The organism is Gordonia sp. 34D, from assembly GCF_056682775.1.
Genome location: NZ_CM155293.1, coordinates 1915917 through 1935424, shown reverse-complemented (window position 1 = coordinate 1935424; position 19508 = coordinate 1915917). Strand labels below are relative to the sequence as shown.

Sequence of the window (19508 nt, the reverse complement as noted above, 5' to 3'; positions counted from 1 at the left end):
GTGTTTTGGGTGGACGCGCGCGGGCGTCCGTACAGGGTGGATCGGGGGCGGTGAAAAGCGTTCGATGCGAATGCATCGGAACGCGGGCTGAGGGGTGAGCGCCGGAAAACGAGTGCCGAACAGGCTCGGCACACGGAAATCGGGCGCTCTACAGACAGTGATCGGTCAGCAGATACGCGGAATGAGCGAACAGAGCGCGCGACAAGTGCGGGAAGATCTCCACCGCGTTCTCCTCATCGTCGTAGGCCGTCACTATTGAGATTAACAAGTCGGCGACAGCAGTTGTTCCGCGCAATGCGGAAGTGGCACCGAACCGGTCAATCCATGCCGCGCGCGGCCAGGGTTTCGGCGAACCCGTCCGCCGTCTGCAGGGCCGCAAGAACGGTGGGCGCCAGCAGAACTCGCGGGCCAGCGCGGAGGCCCCGCGCACGCCGTGCCTGGTCTACCTGCGAGAGAACATCGGCGATGAGCGGGATACTGCGGATGGTCAGGGCGAACGTCATGGCGATGAGGTCGGTGCGGACACCGAAACGCTCCACGGGGCGCAGTGCGCCGATGATCGCGTCGAGCATATCGGTGGTGCGAGTGGTGAGCGTGACGACTGCCGCCAGCCCAGCAGAGGCAAGCAGAATCGCAGTCACGACGAACGCACGCGAAAGGTCGGTGACGATCCACTGAAACAGGAACAGCACACCAAGCAGCCACAGCAGGCCACGGATCTGCGACCACGCGGCACGGAACGGAATCATCGCGATGAGAAACACCGCGGCCGTAGCCGCGAGAGCGATCCACGCAGCCATCGGCGTCCGGACCACCACCGCAACGGTGATGATCGCCGCCATCAGGGCGAGCATTTTGAAAGCCGCCGGCAGTCGATGCAGCAGCGAATTTCCGGGAACGTAGACGCCGATCATCGACTCATCAACGTCCGGTAAAAAGCAATCGCCGGAGCCGGGGCGTCGTCGGCAATCACCCGTCCGTCATCGAGGACGATAACGCGATCGAACTCATCGAGCATGGGGAGGTCGTGGGTCAGGACCACCAACTGCTCGGAGAGTTCGGTAAAAGTCTCTCGCAGCATGAGCGAATTCCGGAGGTCGAGCATCGTGGTCGGCTCATCGGCTACCAGAATGCTGGGGCCCACCACCATGACGGCCGCGAGTGCCAGCAACTGTTTCTGCCCTCCCGAGAGTTGATGCGTCGGCTGGTCGGCGTGTCCGGCAAGACCGAAATCTGCGAGAACCTCATGGGCGCGGGCCTTTCGTTGCGCCTTATCCGAGATGATTCGCGACAGGGACAATTCGATGTCCTCGACGACGGTCGGCATGATGATCTGCCGGTCCGGGTCGGAGAAAATGAAGCCGACGTCGCGGCGCACCTTGCGCTTATTTTTGCGGACGTCGAGCCCGTTCACCGTGACCGATCCGCGGTCGGGGAGGACAAGTCCATTAATCATTCGGGCAAGGGTGGACTTGCCACTGCCATTAGCGCCGACGATCCCGACACGATGCTCGCGGATTTCGAGGTTGATGCCGCGCAACACAACTCGATCTCCGAAGGCATGCTCAACGCCCTCGAAGAGGATGGAGCCATCCTGGTCAGACACTCTTACGCTTCGACCGCAGCGGAGTGATGAGACCGGGACGGCCACGATGGACCGGCGCAGCGACCAGGGCGGCGATAACCGCCTTAATCGTGTCACCAATCAAGAACGGAGCATTCAAGGTAATGAGCTTCCACAGACCCAGGTCCGTGCGAATCATCTGATAGGTGATGCCAAAAATGTAGATAACAATGGCGCCGCCAATGAAGTTGATGATGATGCCGAGAATGATGTTGTAGCGGGGCATCATGTAGGCGGTGAGCAGGCCGACGACCAGGGCGCCGGGCAGGAACCCGAGGAAATAGCCGCCGGTCGGGGAGTTCAATGCCACCCATCCGGTACGGCCGCCAGCCAAAATCGGTAGGCCCGCAATCGCTAGAACCATAAAGATGGCGACGGCGAGAGTGCCCTTCTTCGGTCCGAGGACAGCACCCGCCAGCATTACGCCGAGGGTCTGCAGCGTAATCGGCACACCTGCCGAGAGATTGATCGCCGGGGCGAGGCCGAGGACTGCGATCAGCGCGGCGAAGACCGCGGCTTGCGCGAGGTCGACGGTGGTCAGCGACCACCAGCGTCGAGTGTCCGCGATCTCTGGGGAGGGATTCGTCATGTGAACATCGTATTCGCCCCGGATATCGGTACGTCACCGGGCCTGTACGTTGTACAGGTTGTCTGGGTTTGGCGGGGCGACTTCTGCTTCGGCAGTCCTCGCTCCTTCGCTAGCGCTTCGTCGCTGCGGAGGGCTCTTCAGAAGTCGCCCCGCCCAACCCTCGTATCGATGTCAACCCTCGTATCGATGTCAACCCTCGTATCGATGGACTCGCTGTCCAATCTGCGTTTGTTGGGTTGTTTCTGTGGGCGTGACTGAACCCCCCCGACCTGCCGATTTCTGGCTGGTCGGGTGGTTAAGCCCCTAGTAGTTGTTCGAGGTGGGCCTCGAGCCGAGAATCTTCCGGAGCCGGCGGCCCGTGCGGGCCGTTCACGGGAAGCAACTCTGCGTGGTGGGTCGGGTTGACCCGCCACGCGGCACGCCTGCCGGGGGTGCGGGGTCGCCAGGCGACCCGGCCCCGGGCGGGGCCGTCCACAACGAGTTTGGTTTCCCACGCCCCGACGTTCTTGCCGACCGAGCGGTTGTGGCGTCCGCACGCGGCGCCCAAATGGTCTACATCGGTGGGACCACCATCGGCCCAGTCCGGGAAATGGTGGGCCTCGGTCCGGGCGAACGGGGCATTGCAGTGGTGGGCGGTGCACCCGCGGTCGCGGGCGAAAAGCATGAGGCGTTGGGGTTTGTTGGCCAACCGCGACCCCCGCCCCAAGTAGAGGGGCTGGCCGGTGGAGTTGGCGAAGACCGCCAAATGCGGGGTGGCATTCGCGGCGAGGTCGACGAGCTCGCCGACTGGAACGCGGGTGCCGGTCGCAGTGAGGGCGACTCCGGCCTGTTCGGCCAACTCCCGGTCGGTCACCGTGATGACCAACTCCGAGGACAGGGCCCGGCCGGTGCCGGGCCGCAGGGCTTGCTCGGCCTCCAGCAGAGCCAGCAGGGCGTCGTGCTGGCGTTGGCCGAGCGAACGGTCATCGCGTTCGGCCGCCGCGGCGAGGGCGGCCGGATCAGCGGCCTCAGCCGCCCCGCGTGGGGAGGCTGGGTCGGCGGGGTTGTTCATTCCGGGCTTGGCCCAGAAGTCGAACATGACCTCGAACCGGGCCCGAAGTTCGGGGGTGAGGTAGCCCCGAACTTTGCTCATCAGGCGTTGGTCTTGCCCGCCGAGCCCGAACTGGCGGAGCCGTTTGCGGTCCCGCTCATCGGTGAGCGCCCCGTCAGGGTCCAAATGGGCCAACAGTCGGTGCCCGGCGGTGCGGACCCCGGCCGGGGTGAGGTCGCGGGCGACCTCGGCCAACTGGGCCTCAGCCCCGGCCCGCACCTGCGGGTCGACCGCACTGGGGATCTTGCGCATCACCTCGTCGATCACCACCACGTGGTCGGCGCCGATAGCGCCGTCGGCGACCGCCTGCGCGGTGGCCGGAAACACCGGCGGAAGAGTCTCACCCTGCAAATTGGCCAGGCGGGCGATGCCTGCGCCGGTGATCCGGCGGCGCTTGGCCTCCCCATCCCCGAGACGCAAACCCCCAGCAAGATAAGCATGCAAGGACAGGAACCCGGCCTTGCGGTAGGCGCTGCGGTCGGAGATCTCGGCCAGCAAAGCCGAGGTGGCGCCGTCGAAGCGGCGGTTGGCCCGCTCGAGGATCTCGGCGGTTTCGAGGAGCTGGCCCTCGGTGGAGGCGGTAAACGCCGCGGTGGCGAGCTTGGCGATCACCGCCTCGCTAAGTGCGGCGAGCTCGGCCGGATCGTCGGGCAGCGCAACTGCTTGGTTTGCGGCCATCGGGGTCACCTCCTCGCGTGCTGGTCGTGAACTATCAAAGTGAGCTAATTCACTCTGTGTTCGTTTGTCTGTCTGAACACTATCGCGAGGGTCTGACAATTCGGTTGTGACCGTAGATCAAGCATTGCCTTTCGATCTTCGATCCTTTGCCGCCCTCATCGCCGCATCCAGTGCCTCGCGGAGCGCGAATGTCGCCTGGCGTTGCCGTTCGATGCCCGCACGAATTTCTGGACCGTGGACGGGGCAGTTTTCGGTTTCATTCCACTTGGCCTCGCATGCGGCGTGCACGCGAAGCCACGCGCTTTCCTGACGGCGAATCTCGTCGAGTTCAGGGTCGAAGGTGAAAGTAACCGCGGCAGCTTGCGAGTTGTTCACGAAGGCAAGGGCCTCGGCCGCTTGGCTCGCGTCGCGTGACCAGGCTCGGGCTTCGCTCAGATTCACCGTTGCGGTTTCGGGATCGGAATCGCGAGCCTCCAGCGCACTTCTGCTCCACGCTTGGCCCTGATCGCCACTGATATCTGCCGACTCGATGATCGCCTCGGGGCTATTACCGAGTAAGAAGGCCCGCTCGGCCGCCGTGACCGGAACGTCGAGAGTCTCCAGATGAAGGATGCACAGCATCCCGGGCGTGAGGCCGTGAATGCGACGCGAATGAGAGGACGAGCGGGAACTGTCCGAGCGTCGACCAGCGTGTGACGGGTCCGAGGAGGTCATCATGGTGGCACCGTATCGGTCGGGTACGACAGAAACGGTGGTCGTGGGAGGCTGACCAGCGATAACCGTTGTGCACCGTTACCGATACACTTATCCGGTGACGAATTCTTCCGCGGACCACCCGCGTCCCGTACTCGTTGTCGACTTTGGTGCCCAGTACGCGCAGTTGATTGCTCGGCGCGTGCGCGAGGCCCGCATCTACTCCGAGGTGATCGCGCACGATGCGACGATCGAAGAGGTCAAGGCCAAGAACCCAGCAGCCCTCATCCTGTCGGGCGGACCGTCGTCGGTGTACGCCGACGACGCGCCGACCATCGACGATGCCTTCTTTGAACTGGGTATTCCAGTGTTTGGCATCTGCTATGGCTTCCAGAAAATGACCGCCGCGCTCGGCGGAACCGTCGCCAATACCGGTGGTCGCGAGTTCGGTCGAACCATGCTGACCATCAGCGACGAGGCAGGCAAACTGCACCGGGACCTGTCGGAAACCCACCCCGTCTGGATGAGTCACAACGACGCCGTGCAGGTGGCTCCCGAAGGGTTCGCAGTGACCGCTTCGACGCCCGGTGCGCCCGTCGCGGCTTTCGAGAACGTTGAGCGTCGGATGGCGGGTGTGCAGTACCACCCCGAGGTGATGCACAGCCCGCACGGGCAGGAAGTGCTGACGCGTTTCCTGTACGACGTCGCAGGCCTCAAGCCGACATGGACTGCCGCTAACATCGCCGAATCGCTGATCGCCGACGTTCGCGAGCAGGTCGGCGACGATGGGCTGGCGATTTGTGGCCTGTCGGGCGGTGTCGATTCCGCCGTTGCGGCAGCCCTCGTTCAACGCGCGATTGGCGACCGACTGACCTGTGTTTTCGTCGATCACGGACTGCTGCGCGCTGGCGAACGCGAGCAAGTCCAGACGGACTTCGTCGCCGCGACCGGTGCACGCCTGGTGACCGTCGACGCGCAAGAGACGTTCCTCGGCTTCCTCGACGGCGTCTCCGACCCGGAAACCAAGCGCAAGATCATCGGCCGCGAGTTCATCCGGTCCTTTGAAGGCGCTGTCTCCGAGGTCCTTGGCGATCAAGCCGCCGCAGGCAAGAAGGTTGAATTCCTCGTTCAGGGCACCCTTTACCCGGACGTCGTCGAATCCGGCGGCGGCAGTGGCACGTCGAACATCAAGAGCCACCACAACGTTGGCGGACTGCCCGAAGACCTCGAGTTCAAGCTCGTCGAACCACTCCGACTCCTGTTCAAGGACGAGGTCCGGGCCGTCGGTCGAGAACTAGGTCTCCCCGAGGAAATCGTTGCGCGCCAACCCTTCCCAGGCCCGGGCCTGGCGATCCGCATCGTCGGCAGCGTCACCAAGGACCGTCTGGACCTGCTTCGCAAAGCCGACTTGATCGCTCGCGAGGAACTCACCGCCGCGGGCCTCGACGGCCAAATCTGGCAGTGCCCCGTCGTGCTCCTTGCCGACGTGCGCAGCGTCGGCGTGCAGGGCGACGGTCGTACCTACGGACATCCGATCGTGCTGCGTCCGGTGTCGAGCGAAGACGCCATGACTGCGGACTGGACACGCGTGCCCTACGAGGTCCTCGAGACGATCTCCACCCGCATCACCAATGAGGTCCCCGACGTGAACCGCGTAGTTCTCGACGTCACGAGCAAGCCGCCAGGCACCATCGAGTGGGAGTAGCGGCGAACCGACGCTGACGAGAGGTGCGCGATGAGTAAGAACTTCATCGCCATTGCCTATGTACTGGTGATGGTCGCACTGATCGTCGGCGTCGATTTTGCCTACTTGCGCGATCACCTGTGGCTGCGTCTCGCGGTCAACGTGGGGATCGTGCTGCTCTTTGCGTGCGGGTACTTCCTGTTCATTCGACCGCGGGCCTAACCTGACGGCCGCTATTTCCGGGCGAATCCGCTCACGATCATCCCGACACCGACCGCAACCCCGACAGCCAGCAGGATCCACGGGAGATGCTGCGATTCGGATGTCTCAGGCCCGCCCGCCAGGCACCATGCCGCCACCAGGAGGGCGGCGAGTCCGGCGAACCCCATCCCCCCAGAACGATGACGGTCGACGGTGGTGGAGTCGCCTACCGTGTTGTTTCCTTCTGCGCTGTTTCCGACTGCGTTGTACTCGGTCATTTCTTCATCTCCATCGATCCCATGTTGAGGTTGGCCTTCACCGTCAGCGTGGGAGTTTTGGCGTCGGGGTTCACGATGCCTTCGGGGCAGGTTTGATCGCCGACAACGGTGTGGCAGTCGGTCTTGACGCGCACGTCGTCCGGAAGGGTCACCTTCACTTCGCCGATGCCCTGCTTGATGGTGACGGTGCGGTCGCGGTCAAGCGGACCGACGTCACGCAGGTCGAGGACCGTGTTGCCAATTCCTAGCTCGTAGGTGTCGGCCAGTTGCTCGACGCCCTGCGGATGGTACGACCGTTCGCCGATCCCATCGTTGACAAAGGTGGGTCGTCCCGTCGTCGAGAGCGTTGCCACGACCGCGATAATGCCGGCAATGATGGCCAGCCACACCAGGCCGGTTGCCCTGGTGTTGGCCTGTCGTCGCTGTACTGCGTCGAGGAGCATGCCGACGCCGAGGACTGCCAAGGCCAGGGCGGCAATTCGTCCCACGGTGAACCACTCAAGGCCCACCAGATGACCGCCGGTGCCGCCGGCCGCGACGATCACCGCAAGTCCGGCGAAAATGGGCGTCAACGGTGACTTCGGGGGTTTGGGTGCTGGCGGTTGCGGCGGTGCGGCTGGCTCCGGCAGGTCCCATGCAAAGCGCGCGGTGCCCAATGGATCCCACGCCGGCGGCGCGTCGACACCGTCGGTCCCAGTTGCGGCCGGAACGTCAACCGGGGTCTCGAATGGAGCCGGAATCGCTTCGCCCTCAATCGGATTGGCAACTAGCGGACTTTCTACCAGCGGATTGGTCATCGCGGAAGCGGTGGGCACAAGCGGCGCTGAGCCGTCTGCGGGATGCAGTTGGTCCGCGCTGGTCCCCGCGGGGGCGACGGGCGTGCGCTGATAGAGCAACCACCATCCGAGGAGCATTAGCACCAGGCCGAGAAGTCCGCCACTGCTCCAAAACGGTGCCGATGAACCCATGTTGCTGATGGAGATCACCGCGATCACGCCGATGACGATGGCGTACCAGGGCACCCCGTGCGGTCCGCGGCGCGCCGGACGAGGCCGCATCCGAACTGGACGCGGCGCGGTCTCGTTGTCGGCGGGGAACGCGATGAGTCCGACGACGTACAGCAGGACGCCAGCGCCGCCGAAGAACGCAGCAACGAGGAACGCGATCTTCACGAGGGTGGCATCGATGCGGTAGCGGCGGGCGATGCCCGTGCAGACGCCAGCCAACGTCTTGCCGGATCGAGGACGGACCGGCCGGGTGTTCCAGAGGTCTAGCAGCGTCTTGGTGTCCATGCGTTCCATCATGGTCGTGGCGGTGGCAGAGGAAATCGGGTGAAACCCTGAGATGCTCCCTGATGTGTCGGTGCGGTGTTCGTGACACGATCAAACCAATGACCAGGACTGTCGAAATGCCACCCGTCGACCGCTTGCGCAGGCGCAGCGGTGGCAAAATCGTGGCCGGAGTGTGCGGCGGCATTGCCGATCATCTCGGCGTTGATGTTTTCCGCGTGCGCGTGGTTTTTGTCGCGTTGGCAGCGCTGGCGGGTGCCGGGGTGGCCGCCTATGCGCTTCTCTGGTTCTTCTGCCCGACCGGCACCGACGCGCAGGCACCATCCCGTCGAGAGCGGCGGCAAGCGCAGGGCCTGCTTGTGATCGGCGTGGTGGTATTGCTGCTCAATGGCTTTGTCGCCGCCAGTACGCCGGCGTCGACGCTGCTGGCGTTGATCGTGGTGCTTGGCGGCGCGGCGCTGGTGTGGCGCGAAGTGGACGTCACCGGGTTTTCAAACCGCAGCGGCGTCGTCACCTGGTTGCGTCTTGCGGCAGGTGCCTTTCTCGTCGTCGGTGGGCTGGTGGTTTTGGTCGCCGCTCCGGACACCGCGTTTGCGGGTTTGAACCCGACACTGTTGGCGGTGCTCGGCACCCTCGTTGGCACCCTGCTGCTGACTATCCCGCTGTGGATGCGGATGTGGCGAACCCTCAACACCGAACGTGCCGCGCGCATCCGCAACGAGGAACGCGAAGTCATCGCTTCCCACCTGCACGACTCCGTGCTGCAAACGTTGGCGCTGATTCAAAAGCGTGCAGACCAACCCGACGTCGTTGCGCAACTGGCACGACGGCAAGAGCGTGAACTGCGTCAGTGGCTCCTGGGAGACGAAGCACGACGCCGCGAATCCCTCGCCGCCGCGATCGCCGCGATCTCCGCCGAGGTGGAAGACACCTACGGGGTGGAAGTGGAGACGGTGACAGTCGGTGACGTGACATTGGAAGAATTGCGTGACAAGACCGTCGCCGATGGCCTGCAAGCATTGGTGGCCGCTGCCCGCGAAGCGATGGTTAACGCCGCCAAACATTCCGGCGTGGACAAGATTGACGTGTACTGCGAGACCGACGCCGATCGCGTCGAAGTATTCGTCCGCGACCGAGGTAAAGGCTTCGACCCCGACGCCGTTGACGATGACCGACAGGGCATTTCGAAGTCGATCACGGCGCGCATGGAACGCGTTGGTGGCTCGGCGCGGATCACCGCCAAACCCGGCCGCGGTACCAACGTCGCGCTTGAACTCCCGCGCGGACCGCACCGCGCGACAGCGGGCCCCGAAGCCGATTCCCAACCGACGAAGGAAGATTCATGACCCCCGAGAAGACCTACCGGGTGTTTCTGGTCGACGATCACGGCGTCTTCCGCTCCGGCGTGCGCGTCGAACTCGCGGGCGTTGCTGGCCTGGAAGTGGTCGGCGACGCAGGGACCGTGGCTGAGGCCGTCGCACGCATCTCGCAATTGCGACCCGATGTGGTGCTACTTGATGTCCACATGCCCGGCGGCGGGGGCGTTGCCGTACTGCGCGGCGTCACCGATGCCCTCGGCTCCGACGCTCCGGTGTTTCTCGCATTGAGCGTTTCGGATGCGGCGACTGATGTAATCGCCACCATTCGCGCCGGTGCTCGCGGCTACGTTACGAAGACCATCGACGGAGCCGAACTTGCCGATGCTGTGCGGCGAGTGGCAGAGGGGGACGCCGTCTTCAGTCCACGCCTCGCCGGGTTTGTGCTCGACTCATTTACCGGCCGATCGCCCGTGCCGGAACCTGCTCTGGACCCGGAACTGGACTCCCTAACCCGACGCGAAATGGAAGTGCTGCGCCTGTTGGCGCGCGGATACACCTACCGAGAGATTGCGGAGGAACTATTTATCTCCGTGAAGACGGTGGAGACGCACGCTTCCAATGTGCTGCGAAAAACCCAGCAGTCGAATCGCAATGCGTTGACTCGGTGGGCGGTGAACCGACAGATCGGCTAACCGACAGATCGGCTAACCGTCGGGGCTACATCGTGAGGATGATGATGCCCGCCGCGATCGCAGTCAGAAGCGCAAAGACGGCGAACACGGCCGCAGCGAGGCCAGCGGTACTGCTCTGCTTCTGCTGGTATTGCCGCTGGTAGGGCGTGGGCGGCGGGGTGTACTGGCCGGGTTGTGGTGCCGGGTAACCGGGGAACGAGTCGGGATTGCTGCGCGCATCGTAGAAACCGCTGGCCGCGACCTGCGTCTGGTTTGGTAGTGCCGCTCCCGATCCGGAGATAGCAGTGCGGGCTGTGGTCGGTCGGCTCGTTTCCGGTGGCAGCGTGGTCCCCGCGCCAGCTGAGACCGGCGCAGTGCTGATCAACCCGGTAAGCACGTTGTCGGTGGTGCCAAGAGTATTGGCGGCAAAAGCGGCCAGTTGGTCGCGGGATTGCGCCATGGTTGGCCGGTTGGCGGCACTCGGCTCCAACAGCGACAGCAGGATCGGTGACAGCGCGCCAGCGCGAGTGATCGGATTGATCTGACCGCTGGCCGCGCGGTGCAATGTCGCAATGTAGTTGTCGTTGTTTCCGAACGGCGGCTGGCCTTCCACCATGGTGAAGAGGGTGGCGCCCAGTGAGTACACGTCGGACGACTCGTCGGGTTCCTCGCCGCGAGCCACCTCAGGCGAAAAGTACGCGGGGGTTCCGGTCACGATGCCGGTTGCCGTGATGTTGGCATCACCCTTGGCTCGCGAGATCCCGAAGTCGGTGATTTTGACGAGGCCGACATTGCGACCCTGATTGGCAATGAGAATGTTCGCCGGCTTGATATCTCGGTGAATGATGCCGGACTCGTGCGCTTCGGCAATCGCGTCGGCGACCTGCGCGCAAATCTGCGCGGCCTCAATAGGATCAATGGTTCCGTTGCTGCGTAAAACGTCGGCGACGCTGTGGCTCGGCAGGTACTCCATCACCAGCCACGGCTCGTCGCGGTCGAGTGCGACATCGTGCATGGAGATGGCATTGCGGTGCGATAGGCGGGCGGCGAGTCGGCCCTCGCGGAGCGCACGGGCGCGGGAGGTTTCGGCGACCGACTCGTCCATTCCGGTGGTGGTCAGGACCTGTTTGACGGCGACCTCGCGGTCGAGCAGTTGGTCGTGGGCCAACCAGACCGCGCCCATGCCGCCGTGACCAATTTTGCGGATCAGTCGGTAGCGTCCGGCAACAAGATACGAGGGGCCGGGAGCATCGGTGGGGTGGGTCATATGTCGATGGTATCTGGCGAGGGGGACATCCCTTGACTCGGATATCGCACGTATGTTCGTATAGATGGCATGGCGGCGCTGACCGAACTGGTGTGCGGTGACCTCGTGAGATCTGTGATGATCCCCGAGGCGCCGGGTATTCGGGTGCACGAGATTCTGGCGCGCACAATGCTCGAGTCTGTCACCGGCGATCGGAGCCACCGGTACAGCTTTGCCACCTCGACGCTTCAACGGTTGGGTGGGGAGCTTCAAGTCAAGATGAATGCGGCCGGCGTGCTGCGACGGGAAGTGCATCGGCGGTCCTGGCGGCGCGAGACCGTGGCGTTTGGCACCGTCGATGATCCCTATCAGCCGGTAGAAGAGCGCTATCGGCTGATGCCCCAGGTGTTGGCAGTGCTGGCGGAATCGCAGACCCCAATTGCACTGTTCACGTCGTCTCCGCTTCTTTCCCGCGACCTTCCACTGCTGCGGCTAATAGCGCGTTCGGTGCCAGTTACGGTGTCGATCGCGGTGCCAACGCTCGATCCCGCGTTGTCGTCGCGGCTTGAGCCGGGGGCCTCAACGCCGCAGGCCCGGGTGGCCTTGGTGGAAGGGTTGGCATCGGCAGGCTTGGCGCCGCACGTCCGCATTGCTCCGCTGGCCCCGCTGCTGGCCGACGGCACATCCCAACTATCCGAGCTCTTGTCTGTGCTGGCCGACGCCGGTGCGGCGCGAGTGTCGGTGTCGCCACTGCAGCTCGACGGGGATCTCGGCACCGAATTTCTAGACTGGCTGGGCGTTGAGCATCCGGCACTGGTCCGGCGTTATCGGTCGCTCTATGGCAAGCGAAGTTTCGTATCCGCGGAGTATTCGATGAAGTTGCGCTCCCGGATGGGGCCGTTGGTGGAGCGATATGGACTCGGGGGCGATGCGGTATCGGATTTGCCGCCGACGCTGGCACCCGCCGCTCGACTGCCCCGTGACGACTTCTCGACAACTTCGGCGCTGACCCTGTTCTGACCGGCGATCGTGCCGGTGTCAGTGCTTTCATTGGTTATGCCCCAAGTGCACGCGCCGCTGAACACGCTCATCGGGGTAGTGCTGTTAGCGGTCATGTCGACCGGGGTGCTGTGGTGGTATGGAGTGCCGCAGCGTTGGGCGCCGCTATGGGCAATTGCTCGCGGGCTGGTGCAGTTGAGCGTGCTTAGTCTGATTCTGAGCGGTGTCATCGAGAACGGATTATTGGTGGCACTCGGGGTCGCGGCAATGTTCGCGGTCGCCGTGTTAACTGCGGCGCGACGGTTGGGCGCCGGACGTCGCCGGTGGTCGGTGATGCTGACGGTGGCCGGGGCGATGGGTGCCGGTGTCGGAGCGGTGCTGCTCATCGTGTTTGGCACGGGCACGTTGGAACTGTCGTCGCGGTATGTGCTGGCGCTGGCCGGAATTATTGTTGGAAACGCCATGAATTCGGTGACCTTGACTGGTCGTCGGCTCAATGAGGCGATCAGAGATCGCTGGAGCGAGGTGGAGGGCTGGCTGGCGCTCGGTGCAACGCCACGGCAGGCCACCGTCTCGATGGCGAGGCAGGCGGTACATCACGCGATGATCCCGGCTACGGACCAAGCGAAGACAACCGGTCTGGTGACGTTGCCAGGGGCTTTCGTTGGCGCGATCTTCGGTGGACTCTCACCCGTTGAGGCTGGACGATTTCAAATCATCGTGCTGGCGTCGATCTTGGCAGCGGGCGCGATGGCCTCGGTGGCCACGGCCTATGCGATGTCGCCGGTCAAGACCAAGCCGCTGCCTGCTGGTTGATGCCCCGACGCTAGATTTTGCTGGGCCTGGCGGGGCGTTCGCCGATCGGATGGTCTTCGGTGCGTTCGACGAAGAGTGCCGCACAGAGAACTGCCAAGACGAGCAGGATCACAATGAGTGCGACCAGGATGACGTTGCTGACTTCGAGCGGGATGTTCGTCATTCCGAGGTCTTGCTGGAAACTGCCGAAGTACCACGACGGCCAGATCATGATGGCGATCGGAACCAGGGATGCGGCGGTGGCGCCAATTGCCGCCATCCCGGCCATTAGCCGAGCGATTGGACGGGCCGACGGCGCGGTTAGGAAGGCGGCCAATGCGGCCAGGATGGCGAATGCCGATGCGCCCACAATTAGCCATCCGCGGCCATTGGGGGCAACGTCGAGTTCGTCGTGGCTGATGTTGCCCAATCCGAGTCCGTTCCAATGCGCCTGCAGTCCAAAGCTATTCAAGTTGAACCAGGGCAGTGCGGTCACGGCGATGGCGGTGACGGCGGTAATGATGACGGCAAATCCAAGCGCGCGTGACTGCATGGATCCAACGGTAAAGCATGGCGTTGAGTGGCCGGTGGTTCTGTTGGTTTTGAATGTGGCTTGCGGGGCAAAAAAGCACCTCTGATGTGGGTGTTTATCGGCTCGTTGACGATTGTCAGAGGGCCGTTCTAGTATCGAACAAAAGTTCGATGAAGGGCATCTTCCCTGCCTCTTCGGACAGTCCGATACGACGAGGGGAAGGGCTATGGGCGCGGTACGGAAAGCCGGTGAGTTGGAGGACTTGCGGCGGCGGTTGAGCAAGCTCTCCGGAGAAAACGGAGCCTTGGCCGGAACGGCATCGGGGGTTAAATCACAAGGTGTCATCGCAGTGCCGGAGTCGCTAGCGTCGCTGTTTCCTAAGGGAGGATTGCCGCGCAGTGCCGTCACCGCAGTGTCCGGGGCATCGGTGATTCCGATGTCGATCATCGCGGAGGCGAGTCGAACCGGAAACACAGTGGCGTTGGTGGGGCTGCCTCGTCTCAACCTTGCCTCGGCAGTAGAGATGGGAGCGGATCTGAGTCGGATCGCGGTGATTGCCGACCCCGGAGTCGATCGACTCGAAGTGGCGGCCGTGCTGCTCGATGGTATCGACCTGGTGGTGCTGGGGTTTGAGGACAGACTCGGGCACACCGGGATGTCGGTACCGCCAGCCAGAGCACGTGTCTTGGGTGGGCGGGCGCGGAAGCAGTCGTCCACGCTGATGGTGCTTGGTGATTGGTCCGGCACCGCTACGCGGGTACGTGGTGAAGTGCAGAGCTACCGTCACCTCCCGCTGCGGCGAAGTGGATACGGCCGGATCGGTGGTTTTCGCGTGGACGTGCAGATTACCGCGCCCGGTGCGCGGCCAGTCAGCGACACCTTCGACCTCGTTGTCCCCGGACTGGGCGAGGAAGGGGTCATGCGATTGGTGAAACCGGAATCTCAGTGGGAAAGCGGATTCGGTCCCGAAACCTCAGGGGCAGCCAATCCGGTTTCCGGACGGTCTCGCGGGCTGGCCGTAGCGAATTGAGCGCGGCGAAATGAGTACCGGCGGGATGAACGGGGAAGTGGTCGGCAGGGAAGTGGTTGGCGGGAAAATGGTTGGCGGGGAATCGGTCACGTCGTCGGGGCTACGGATCTTGGCACTGTGGTGTCCAGACTGGCCGACCACTGCCGCGGCAGCAGTTGCCGGCGTACCGCCGAGCGCGCCGGTGGCAGTGCTGCACGCGGGGCAGGTTCAGGCGTGCTCGCATGCTGCGCGGGCTGATGGGGTCCGTCGCGGCATGCGCAAGCGACAAGCACAGTCGCTGTGTCCGGAACTTATCGTGAGTGACGCCGACCCCGCGCGCGACGGAAGGGTCTTTGAGCCAGTCGTCGCTGCGGTCACCGGCATCGTTCCGATGACCGAAGTGCTCCGGCCCGGACTGCTGGTGATTGCCGCTGACCGCGCGGCACGGTTCTTCGGGGGAGAAGACCGGTTGGCAGAACAGTTGGCCGATGTGGTCGCGGCCGTGGGGCAGGGCGCGGGACGCGAATCACGTGCGGGGGCGGCACTGGAACCGCTGATGGTGGGAGGCGTCGAGGCTCGAGTGGGGATCGCTGACGAACTCTTCACTGCAGTCCTTGCTGCCAGGTCTGGGCAGACAGTGCCACCGGGGCAAGACGCCGACTACCTTGCCCCGAGACCCATCGCCGATCTCGTGGTGGAACCTGCATTAACCGGGCCTGGCCGTATTGATCTTGTCAATCTCTTGTGGCGCTTGGGGATTCGCACACTTGGGTCGTTTGCCTCGTTGGATGCCGCCGATGTGGCGTCACGGTTTTCTAGCGATGCGATCACCGCGCATCGACTGGTCCGCGGACTGCCCGGTCGCCGCCCCATACGGGCACCCATCGCCTCAGCGCTGGAAGTGGAGCACGTCTGCGATCCGCCAGTCGAGCGCATCGATGCCGCAGCCTTCCTGGGGCGGCGTTTGGCGGAGCAACTGCATCAACGACTGTCCGCATCGGCATTGGCCTGCACTCGACTGACCATTCATGCCTTCACTGAACGAGGACAGCAGTATTCGCGGACCTGGCGATGCGCCGAACCGTTAACCCCCGAAGCGACTGCCGATCGCGTGCGTTGGCAACTGGAAGGCTGGCTGACCGGCCGGGCTTCAGGTGGTGATGCGCCCGATTCGCCGATCGCCCGACTGGCATTAGAACCGGTGGAACTGGTGAACCCGGGATCGATGCAGCATGCGCTTTCAGGGGAGGGACTACCTGGGGAAGTTGGTGACGGATTAGGAGATCAGGCCCGCCGCGCATTAGTCCGCGTCCAAGGACTCCTCGGTGGCGAATCGGTTCGAGTCCCAGTGCGCAGCGGCGGTCGTGGACCGACCGAACAAGTAGCCCTGGTGGCTTTCGGTGACGAACTGCGATCCCCGCGCGACCCCGAAGCCGCTTGGCCAGACCGATTGGCACGACCGGCACCGTCGTTGTTGACGCAGACCGGGGCCGAAGTCTTTGACGCCACCGAACGGCCAGTCACGCTCGATGCTCGCGGTGCCTTCAGTGCCGACCCGGCGGTGGTGCGGATGAGCGGTCGGTTCTATCCGCTGCGCTGGTGGGCTGGGCCCTGGCCGTTTGGCCCCGGAAAAGCCCGGGCGCAAGTGCTACTGGCCGATTCGCGAGCCCTTCTCCTCTGCTGCCGCGACGCGGAGTGGACCGTCGAAGGGATCTACGAATGAGCGCAGATTACGAGTTCGCACCGCGGGCAATGACCGGCCAGGTTTGTAGTCGCTCGTCACCGGACACCTGGGCGTACAGGGCGTCAACCAGGTTCACCGCGGAGCACACATGATTGGGGATCACTCGTACGCGGTCGCCCAGTTCGGGTGCGCTATTGTCAGCCGGGAAGTCAACAACCGCGTGATGCTCGGACAAGGACACGATTCGGGCGGCTAGAAAGTCGGCGAGTCGACCGAAACCCGTTGTCCAAGTTGGCCGATCGGCACCCAGGATCTTGCTACCGGCGTCGAGCACAATGCGCTCACCCTTACCGCCCGGAGTTGTCGCCTTGCTGACGACGGTCGCGACTGCAGTCAGTGCGACGTCGTCAATGGTGCAGCTTTCGAGTTCGAGTTGTTGAGCGTCATAAAACGGGTACACGCCGGGCCGCAGCTCCGTGACGACGCCAGCATCGGCAAAATGGATTGTCGGAGTGGACCCTCCACTTACCACGCGAATCTCAAAGTCATGTGACCGCAACAGTTCCGCAGCTTCCGCGAGCGATTGGGCTTCCTGCGAGGCGGCTTCGGACCGAGCCGTTCCCGGGCCATAGCCGTGCCCTGGGAAAGTGAACACGCCTGCCACGTCGAGTCCGCCATCGCGCGCCGCAGTTGCCACGGCGACGACCTCCGCGGGCGAGACTCCCGTGCGGTGCATGCCGGAATCCGCCTCTACCAGTACTGTCACCGGAACACCCGCCAACGCTTCGGCCAGTCGGCGAGCGCCGACCGCCGAGTCGACCCCAACGCTTATCGTGGCCCGCACGCAAAGTGCTCGCAACCGCTCAACTTTGCTCCCGGAAAGCCACAGCGGGTACGCGATGAACAGATCGTCGACGCCGATGTTGGCGAAAACTTCCGCTTCGCCAATCGTGGCGACAGTCAATCCAACCGCTCCCGCACCGAGTTGGCGGGTCGAGATCTGCGCGCACTTATGAGTTTTGGCGTGTGGACGCAACGCCACACCGTGTTCGGACGCCCACGCTGCCATCGAATTCAGGTTGCGGTCCAAACGTTCAACGTCGACAACAAGATACGGCGTGTCGACGGAGGTGAGTGATCGGGCAGACGGGGCTGACATACCCCGATCGTTGCACGAACAGGGTGATCCCTGCTCAGCTAATGCGGCCGAGCGCGGCGTCAGACTCGTCGTTGATCAGAAACTCCTGATGCAGCAGGCGGTTGGTGAGGCGCGGTGCGGCGTGATGACCGAAGCTAATGAGGTCACCGAGCATCGTATTGACCCGCTTGGGGCGAACGACGATCGCGCGCAGCACCCGATGTGCGGCCTTGTCGACGCTCCAGATGCCGCGGACCGCATCGTAGGCGTTGGTCGGAACGATCATCCTGGTGCGAGTCAACGGGATTCGGACATTGCTGAAGGTGACGTGATCGGAGAGCGTTTCGGCGCCGGTCGCATCGCTGAACGCCTCCAATGCGGCCTTCGACGCCGCGTACGCGCCGAATCGGGGTGCGCGACTCTGCACTTCAATCGACGACACATTCACCACGTGGCCCGATTGCCTGCCCGTCATATGTGGCAGCAGCGCCAGGGTCAGATAGACGGCACCGAAGTAGTTGACGGCCATCATGCGGTGGTAGTCATGCGAACGGTCGACCGCATTGGCGGTGGAACGGCGGATGGAGCGGCCCGCATTATTGACCAGCACGTCGATGTGATCATGTTCGGCCAGAACAGATTTGACGAGTGTCGCGACTGCGGATTCGTCACTGATATCGGCCGGGTAGGCGTGGGCGCGGCCAATGGGAAGGCCGGGGACGGGAACTTCGGCGTCGAGTTCGGCGGCGGTCTCCACCAACTGTTCGGCATTGCGTGCCACCAGAAACACGGTGGCACCGCGGCGCACGCACATGCGGGCCGTCGCTCGGCCGATGCCAGAGGATGCGCCGGTGATCAGGATGTGTTTGCCGACGAGGGGTCCGCGGGTATCTGTGCGACGGTGCCGTGCCGGATCCAAATGCTGGTACCAATACTCGGCGAGCTTGGGGCCGTAGGCCGCGAGGTCGGGCACTGAGATACCGAGGCCCGCCAGGGTCGCAGTGGTGGTGTCGCATCGGAAAGTGACCGGGAGTGCGGCGATGTCAAGAATCCCCGGTGGCAGCCCGGCCTGCAGTGCTACGAGATCGCGGCACGGGCGCAGTGGGCCGAGGCCGCTCATCGACAAGATGGGTCGGACCAGCGCAGAGGGAAATGCGGTAAAACTGCTGGGGCCGCCGAAGCCGGGGACGATCGCGTTGAAGAGGTCGCTGACGGAGCGCTGTTGCGGATCGCCCAGGTGAAACACCAGTCCGCTGTGCCCCGGTTGCACGCCGATCAGCGCGACGATCGCCTCCGCCACGAAATCAACCGGCACCATGTTCAGGTGACCAACGTCGGGGACCGGCAATCGCAGGAATGACGGAAGCCCACTGAGTGCCGAGAGGTGTCCGAAGAAGTAGTACGGACCATCAATTTTGTTAGTGCGGCCGGTCCTGGAATCGCCGACGACGGCCGACGGCCGGTAGATGCGCCAGTTCAGTTCTGCGGTGTCGCGGACGATGCGTTCGGCGTCGAACTTGGTGCGATGGCAACCGGAAGGAAACCCCTGGCCTAAATCGAAGTCGTTCTCGGTGAAGTCGCCGTCGTAGTCGCCGGCGACCGCGACCGATGACATGTGATGGAGCATCGCGCCCCGCGACCGTGCGAACTCCACGACGCGGCGAGTGCCCTCGACGTTAACCGCGCGTTGTGCTTCTTCGGTTGCGGTCACGTCGTACAGGGCCGCGAGGTGGATGACATGGTCGATGGCGTCGAGCGCGGTGTTCGTTGCGGCGTCGATGCCCAGGCCGTCGGAGGTGAGTTCGCCTACGACGGTGGTGACGCGGTCGTTACCGTCAACACGGTCCATTGCCTCGGAGAAACGTTGCAGTGACCCGGTGCGCACCAAGGCATAAACCTGGGCCTCTGGGTCGCTGGCCAAGAGTTTTTGGACCACTTGGTGGCCGATGAAGCCGCTGCCACCGGTCACAAAATAACTCGTCACGGCCC

At 63.8% G+C, this 19508-nt stretch carries 19 protein-coding genes; 8 read left to right on the top strand and 11 right to left on the bottom strand.

Annotation, left to right across the window (positions count from 1 at the left end; translation table 11 throughout):
* Positions 1-317: 317 nt before the first annotated feature.
* The 5 genes from AC1L34_RS08925 to AC1L34_RS08905 all read right to left on the bottom strand — a co-directional run bounded on the left by AC1L34_RS08925 (position 318) and on the right by AC1L34_RS08905 (position 4698).
* Positions 318-914 carry a CbiQ family ECF transporter T component gene (locus tag AC1L34_RS08925; RefSeq protein ID WP_480035287.1) on the bottom strand — a complete coding sequence of 199 codons (597 nt, stop codon included), beginning with the start codon at positions 912-914 and terminating at the stop codon, positions 318-320.
* Positions 911-1606 (bottom strand): energy-coupling factor ABC transporter ATP-binding protein, encoded by a 696-nt coding sequence (locus AC1L34_RS08920; RefSeq protein WP_480035286.1) that lies wholly within the window; start codon positions 1604-1606, stop codon positions 911-913. The genes AC1L34_RS08925 and AC1L34_RS08920 overlap by 4 nt, the downstream gene beginning before the upstream one ends.
* A complete protein-coding gene (locus AC1L34_RS08915; RefSeq protein WP_424293055.1) occupies positions 1599-2213 on the bottom strand; it encodes a biotin transporter BioY in 615 nt (204 codons plus the stop codon). Before AC1L34_RS08915 ends, AC1L34_RS08920 begins: the two co-directional genes overlap by 8 nt.
* Before the next feature lie 295 nt (positions 2214-2508).
* The gene (locus AC1L34_RS08910) at positions 2509-3981 is read right to left on the bottom strand and encodes an HNH endonuclease signature motif containing protein (RefSeq protein WP_480035285.1); all 1473 of its coding nucleotides are present in this window, start codon (positions 3979-3981) and stop codon (positions 2509-2511) included.
* A gap of 117 nt (positions 3982-4098) precedes the next feature.
* Positions 4099-4698 carry a hypothetical protein gene (locus AC1L34_RS08905; RefSeq protein WP_424293331.1) on the bottom strand — a complete coding sequence of 200 codons (600 nt, stop codon included), beginning with the start codon at positions 4696-4698 and terminating at the stop codon, positions 4099-4101.
* 94 nt (positions 4699-4792) lie between these two features.
* Here AC1L34_RS08905 and guaA point away from each other — a divergent pair, with 94 nt between their 5' ends.
* On the top strand, positions 4793-6379 hold the full coding sequence (guaA, locus tag AC1L34_RS08900) for a glutamine-hydrolyzing GMP synthase (protein ID WP_424293330.1): 1587 nt from the start codon (positions 4793-4795) through the stop codon (positions 6377-6379).
* Positions 6380-6409: 30 nt separating this feature from the next.
* Positions 6410-6580, top strand: a complete 171-nt coding sequence (locus AC1L34_RS08895) for a hypothetical protein (protein WP_424293329.1) — start codon at positions 6410-6412, stop codon at positions 6578-6580.
* Positions 6581-6591: 11 nt separating this feature from the next.
* Here AC1L34_RS08895 and AC1L34_RS08890 read toward each other — a convergent pair whose 3' ends face one another.
* Both AC1L34_RS08890 and AC1L34_RS08885 read right to left on the bottom strand, forming a co-directional pair.
* The gene (locus tag AC1L34_RS08890; protein WP_424293328.1) at positions 6592-6837 is read right to left on the bottom strand and encodes a hypothetical protein; all 246 of its coding nucleotides are present in this window, start codon (positions 6835-6837) and stop codon (positions 6592-6594) included.
* Positions 6834-8129: a PspC domain-containing protein gene (locus AC1L34_RS08885; protein ID WP_480035284.1), complete on the bottom strand. Its 1296-nt coding sequence runs from the start codon at positions 8127-8129 to the stop codon at positions 6834-6836. The genes AC1L34_RS08890 and AC1L34_RS08885 overlap by 4 nt, the downstream gene beginning before the upstream one ends.
* A 98-nt stretch (positions 8130-8227) precedes the next feature.
* On the opposite strand from AC1L34_RS08885, the gene AC1L34_RS08880 reads away from it, so the two are divergent.
* Together AC1L34_RS08880 and AC1L34_RS08875 are read left to right on the top strand one after the other, a co-directional pair.
* Entirely contained in the window at positions 8228-9472 is a 1245-nt protein-coding gene (locus tag AC1L34_RS08880) for a PspC domain-containing protein (RefSeq protein WP_424321936.1), read from the top strand.
* Positions 9469-10137: a response regulator gene (locus AC1L34_RS08875; protein ID WP_424295008.1), complete on the top strand. Its 669-nt coding sequence runs from the start codon at positions 9469-9471 to the stop codon at positions 10135-10137. Before AC1L34_RS08880 ends, AC1L34_RS08875 begins: the two co-directional genes overlap by 4 nt.
* Before the next feature lie 25 nt (positions 10138-10162).
* Here the strand turns inward: AC1L34_RS08875 and AC1L34_RS08870 are convergent, their stop codons facing one another.
* Positions 10163-11383 (bottom strand): serine/threonine-protein kinase, encoded by a 1221-nt coding sequence (locus AC1L34_RS08870; RefSeq protein WP_424295007.1) that lies wholly within the window; start codon positions 11381-11383, stop codon positions 10163-10165.
* Between the two features lie 69 nt (positions 11384-11452).
* Between AC1L34_RS08870 and AC1L34_RS08865 the strand changes: the two genes are divergently transcribed.
* Together AC1L34_RS08865 and AC1L34_RS08860 are read left to right on the top strand one after the other, a co-directional pair.
* On the top strand, positions 11453-12382 hold the full coding sequence (locus AC1L34_RS08865; RefSeq protein WP_424295006.1) for a radical SAM family protein: 930 nt from the start codon (positions 11453-11455) through the stop codon (positions 12380-12382).
* Positions 12383-12418: 36 nt separating this feature from the next.
* On the top strand, positions 12419-13177 hold the full coding sequence (locus AC1L34_RS08860; protein ID WP_424295005.1) for an ABC transporter permease: 759 nt from the start codon (positions 12419-12421) through the stop codon (positions 13175-13177).
* Between the two features lie 10 nt (positions 13178-13187).
* Here AC1L34_RS08860 and AC1L34_RS08855 read toward each other — a convergent pair whose 3' ends face one another.
* Positions 13188-13709, bottom strand: coding sequence for a hypothetical protein (locus AC1L34_RS08855; protein WP_424321935.1), 522 nt, complete (start codon positions 13707-13709; stop codon positions 13188-13190).
* Positions 13710-13914: 205 nt separating this feature from the next.
* Between AC1L34_RS08855 and AC1L34_RS08850 the strand changes: the two genes are divergently transcribed.
* Both AC1L34_RS08850 and AC1L34_RS08845 read left to right on the top strand, forming a co-directional pair.
* Positions 13915-14718 (top strand): hypothetical protein, encoded by an 804-nt coding sequence (locus AC1L34_RS08850; RefSeq protein ID WP_424321934.1) that lies wholly within the window; start codon positions 13915-13917, stop codon positions 14716-14718.
* 67 nt (positions 14719-14785) lie between these two features.
* A complete protein-coding gene (locus AC1L34_RS08845; RefSeq protein ID WP_424295012.1) occupies positions 14786-16420 on the top strand; it encodes a DNA polymerase Y family protein in 1635 nt (544 codons plus the stop codon).
* A gap of 7 nt (positions 16421-16427) precedes the next feature.
* Here the strand turns inward: AC1L34_RS08845 and AC1L34_RS08840 are convergent, their stop codons facing one another.
* Together AC1L34_RS08840 and AC1L34_RS08835 are read right to left on the bottom strand one after the other, a co-directional pair.
* Positions 16428-17540: an alanine racemase gene (locus AC1L34_RS08840; RefSeq protein WP_480035283.1), complete on the bottom strand. Its 1113-nt coding sequence runs from the start codon at positions 17538-17540 to the stop codon at positions 16428-16430.
* Positions 17541-17574: 34 nt separating this feature from the next.
* The gene (locus AC1L34_RS08835; RefSeq protein WP_424294999.1) at positions 17575-19503 is read right to left on the bottom strand and encodes an SDR family oxidoreductase; all 1929 of its coding nucleotides are present in this window, start codon (positions 19501-19503) and stop codon (positions 17575-17577) included.
* Positions 19504-19508: the final 5 nt, after the last annotated feature.